General features: G+C 38.7%; 2 protein-coding genes. Both read right to left on the bottom strand.

What is annotated here, in order from left to right; translation table 11 throughout:
- Window positions 1–1,562: hypothetical protein (locus E0I26_RS16320; protein ID WP_131917506.1), on the bottom strand; the 1,562-nt coding region annotated here is incomplete at its 3' end.
- A gap of 540 nt (window positions 1,563–2,102) precedes the next feature.
- Window positions 2,103–3,217, bottom strand: a 1,115-nt coding sequence (locus tag E0I26_RS16315) for a T9SS type A sorting domain-containing protein (RefSeq protein WP_131917505.1), incomplete at its 5' end; no start/stop codon positions are given.

The following is a 3,217-nucleotide window of genomic DNA, read 5'->3' as shown; positions in this document are numbered from 1 at the left end:
CAGCCATCTGTACTAGTTTGTACAGCACCGGCAACTCCTGCCACATTTCCTAACTTAAGACCTCCAATGCCACAATTGTCTGTCCAAGTAGCACTAACAGTTGTTGGCCAATCCGTATTACATCCTGTCAATGAATAATCAGTAGGCGGGGTAATCACTGGTTTGGTCAGGTCTTTATCAAGAGTAAAAGTACTGGTACACGTTAAAGGATCCTCATGACAAAGATCAGTTACCTCATAGGTGAAACTCAACTGTCCTCCGCAAGCTGGTAAATCGGTCAATTTCGGAATATCTCCTATGTTAGTTCCTACTGGAGCTGCTCCACCTGAATTTGTGAAACCAGCTACCCAAGTATTATAAGCTGCTTCTATTGCCGCAGATGTGCTGCATTCTGGTAATTTAGGATCAGTTGCGCATACAATTTTCAGTTTACGCAAGTCCAAATTCAACTGAATGGGTTTTCCCGGAAAATCCTTTAATTGGGAAGATCCTGAAGATCCCGAAGTTCTTGTTCTAATAAACACAGTGCTGAGAACAAAACAGGGTTTGTTGTTCAAATCAAACAATTTTGTCAGATTAATGGCACCCTCGGCCCATTGATTTTCTTCATAGTAGTACAATTGTGCTACGGGGTCAAATCTGTCGAATGCATTGAAGGGCACATGGGTTAATTCTGTGTTATTAGTACAAAAGATAGCATTCTTTAAAAGTGGATCTTCATTATCTTGAAGTACATATTCATAAATTGGTTTACCTTTACTATCATTCTTTATAAATGACCATTTATTGATAATAATGTTGGCAAATTCGCCTCCAATGGTGAACTCAATGGTGACCAACAAGTCACCCATTGTACGACCACCATGGGGTCCTTCAGAAGCAAACTTACCACTTCCCCCAGTGATTGGTCTAACACCAGTCACAAGATTTGGGTCGCCTTCGATGGCACCTTCCATTGTTAAGGATGCCTGTAGAAATTCGAAATCTAAGTAACTGCTACCGTCGTTAAACTGGCGGTCCCCAGCAAATAGGCACCACAAATCAGTATCGACTCCTAGAAATCTACCAGTTGACGGACCATTTGGATCACCACCTAAAATACTCGAATCGCCATACTCAAAATGAACGCCACAATTTTGGATTTCATTTTTAGAAGGAGGAGCTCCTGCTTTCCATAAATAGTCATTTGGATTCATATTTATTTTAGCGTCTGTTGCGAAAATAGTTTTATCTGTTTTTTCAACACCATCCGCCAACTGAATGGTTACAGGAATTTGCGGTTTGGGAGATTCTCCAGGAAGGGTGGGTCTATAAAAGACTTCAGGGATAAATGGATGAAGTAAACCATGACCAGTTTTAGTAGGATGTTCAGCGTCAAACAAGTCACCTACATTTTCGTACCCAGCAGTTTTATGTGCGAAGGCATCCCCGTCAATTCCATGCCCGGCAGTCCCATTCCCTTTTAAGGGCGTTTTTATAGGTATTATACCTCGTATATTTTTACCAGGTTCAGTTTTCTGCGCATTTGCCGTATACCCCGCCATCAGGATTACCCCAAACATAAGGGGCATAGCAAGCGACTGGCGCCAACAACGGAGCCATAGCCTTGACAGTCGATTAAGAGGAGTCATAATATTAAGACTCGAGAAGCCTGTCTTGAAGCAACAGGAAAAAGTGCGGCAATAGTCTTGCACACTTTGTATCGTATAAGAAATAATTTTTTTCATGATAATATGGTTTTAAGACCATAGTATTAATAAGAAAGCGCATGTAGATGTTGGGTTTTCGAAAAATTGAAAAGTCCTGTTTCATATAGTGTAATTTTAATACCATAAATTAGAAAAAAAAGGAAGTTACAAACCGGGGCATTAAAAATTAATAAGATACAAACCAACCTTCATAAAAGTTTATGAAGTACGCCATCATCAAAAGGATATTTTTAGTATAGGAAACTAAATCCTTTTATCGACCAAAAAGGGGCTTTATAAAACAACTTTAAACAATTATAAAAAGGATAAATAAACCTCGAAAGCAAAAACTTTCGAGGTTTAATTTTATACTCTAATCCGTTTTATTTTTTGGACTAGATGATTATTAACAACCTATTTTGAAGAAATTACTTTTTTCACACTACTTCCTCTGTTGGTAGTTACTTTTACAACATACACTTCTGATCTATCTACATGAGAATTAAGACTTAGTGTAACTTCTTTGTTCAAATAACTATTACTATCCATTTTTGAAAGTACTGAAACACCTTGTGAATTAATCACATCGATTTTTACATCAGATACATAATCAAAATTATATCTAATAGTAAGTTGGTCTTTGAAAGGAACCGGATACGCATCAAAACTTGCTTTATCACCCAAGCCTTCTCCTTCTTTTGTAGCAGGAGTTCCTCCTAATGGACATCCTGAATTATTAAGAATATCCAATTGAGTTGCTAATGTGCCTGGTGCATTTCCTCCGGCTGAATAAGCATCATTAACGGCATCTATCACCGATTGAGGATTGTTAGAATAAGGCGCAGGATAATCAACTTCATCACTACAAGTATTCAATAAAGCGGCTACTCCTTGACGAGCTAAATTAAAAATACCTCCACCACCTAAATTCAGCGCTTTCAATAAAGTTAAATCAGCAAGTTTCGACGGTGCATCTTCAAACACATCTCCAAACAACATTGAAGGAGTATAGCTTGAACACCATCTATTAGTATGGTTTTTCCAATATCCTAAAGTACATCCCTCACAAGCTTGATTAGTAACCTGAACCACATCAGAAGCGGTACATCCATTTACTGGATCAGTAACGGTTAAGGTGTATGTACCGGCTGCATTTACTGTTGGCGTAGCTGTTGTAGCACCGGAAACAATGTTTCCACCATTACTAGCAACCCAAGAGAATGTTACATTTTCAGTACTTGAAGATCCTGATAATAGTACAGTAGTTTCACTGCATAATATCTGAACATCATTCCCTGCAACTGCATTTGGCAGTGTATTATTCACCGTTACAGTCACCTCATCGGTATCGCTACAACCTGAAGCGGTATGCGTTTTAGTTACGGTATAAGTAGTTGTCACACTTGGATTAACCGTTGGATTTGCTGCAGTTGAAGTAAATCCAACTGGAGAAGAAATCCATGAATAAGTAAATCCGGCTTCAGCCACTTCACCAATGGAACCACCATCAGGGTTTGAGATACAGGTTT

Origin of the sequence: Flavobacterium rhamnosiphilum (genome assembly GCF_004349195.1) — a bacterium.
GTDB classification, from domain to species: Bacteria; Bacteroidota; Bacteroidia; order Flavobacteriales; family Flavobacteriaceae; genus Flavobacterium; species Flavobacterium rhamnosiphilum.
This window is presented reverse-complemented; position numbering and strand designations above follow the sequence as displayed.